Origin of the sequence: Streptomyces sp. adm13(2018) (assembly GCF_008042145.1) — a bacterium.
Taxonomy (GTDB): Bacteria; Actinomycetota; Actinomycetes; order Streptomycetales; family Streptomycetaceae; genus Streptomyces.
Window position 1 is genome coordinate 1 of record NZ_RDBH01000191.1, and the last position, 1696, is coordinate 1696.

Here is a 1696-nt window from a genome sequence, read left to right on the forward strand (position 1 = left end):
GCCCCCCCGAGCGGCCCCGAGACGGGAGCGCAGCCCGGTGGCCTCCTCGAACGGACCGCCCTCGGCGGCCACCGCGCCGCCCGCCGCGCCTACGGACGGCGCGAACGGCGCCGGTTCACCGAGGCCTTCCACCAGCTCGCGCTGGGCGTCTGTGCGGACGCCGCCGAGCCCGGCGGGAGCCCCGCCGGCGCCCACCGGCCCGGACCGGACGGAACCCCGCCCGGCACCGCCTTCGCCGACGGCCTCTACGCCCTCGCCGAACTCGCCCGCGAACGCGGCGGCCTCTCCGGCGCACTCCGCTCCGACGACGCCGTCCGCACCCTCGAAGCCGCCTGCCGCGCACCCGGCGCCCGCCGCGGCGCCGCCGCCGCCGGACTCCCCGACCACCTCGCCTTCGCCGAACACCTGGCGCGCACCCTGCGCCCCCTCTCCCTCGACTGGTACCAGGAGGACGCGCTCGGCGCGGCCGACCTCTGCCACGCCGCCGCCGGCGGCACCACCGCCCTCCCCGGCCTCCTGGCCAAACGCTTCTTCGGCACCCCGCTGCTCGTCACCGAGTACGGCGTACAGCTCCGCTCCCACTACCTGTCACCCACCGGCGCCCACCGCAGCGCCCCCCTGCGCACCCTGCTCGCCGCCCTCCACGGCAGGCTCGCCGCCGAGGTCTACGGCCAGGCCGCCCTGCTCACCCCCGGCAACGCCCACACCCGCCGCTGGCAGGAGCGATGCGGCGCCGACCGCGCCCGGATCCGCACCGTCCACCCCGGCATGGCGGCCGACCGCTTCGCCGAGGTCGGCGAGGACGAGGAGAGCGGCGATCCCACCACCCTCGTCTGGGTCGGCCGGGTCGAACCCGCCAAGGACCTCATCGCCCTCCTGCACGCCTTCGCCGAGATCCGGGCGCGGCAGCCCGACGCCCGGCTGAGGATCGTCGCCGTACCCGCACACGACCCCGGCTCCGGCGCCTACCTCGCCCACATCAGGGCCCTCGCCGCCCAGCTCTTCCCCGACGAGGCCGCCGGCGCGCACGCCGTCGGCGAAAACCCGGTCTCCTTCGAGGAACTCGGCGGCCCCGAGGCACCCACTCTGGAGGACACCTACGCCTCCGGCGCGGTCGTCGTGCTGTCCAGCGTCGTCGAGGGCTTTCCCGCGAGCCTCGTCGAGGCCATGTTCTGCGGGCGGGCCACCGTCTCGACCGACGTCGGAGCCGTCGTCGAGATCATCGGCGGCACCGGCCTCGTCGTCCCCCCGCGCAACCCCCGGGCGCTCGCCGACGCCTGCCTCGCACTGCTCCGCGAACCCGGGCGCCGCCACCGCCTCGGCGCCGCCGCCCGCGCCCGCGCGCTCGAACTCTTCACCGTCGAACAGAACCTCGCCGCGTTCCGCGGCATCTACCTGGAACTCCTCTCCCACGCGCCGGTGCGCCACCGCCCCGGGGACGGCGTGCTCTTCGCCCATCCCGCGGAGGCACACGTACCGGGCAGCTGGGCGCCCCAGGGCGTGGCCGCCCGGACGGGAGCCCCCGATGCCTGAAGGAGACACCCCCATGCGCGGCTCCGCCGCCCCGACGAGCCCCGGAGCCTGGGACGCCCGCTCCGAGGCCCTCCTCGGCACCCCCGCACCGACCCCCCGCGGCACCGGCGGCGTCCTCGACGCGGCCGGTGCCGCGGGGGGTCGGTGCGGGGGTGCCGAGGAG

General features: G+C 77.6%; 1 protein-coding gene. It reads left to right on the forward strand.

The genetic code is table 11. The features are described from left to right. Positions 1–1533: glycosyltransferase (locus EAO70_RS35415; RefSeq protein WP_148006911.1), on the forward strand; the 1533-nt coding region annotated here is incomplete at its 5' end. Positions 1534–1696 lie beyond the last annotated feature (163 nt).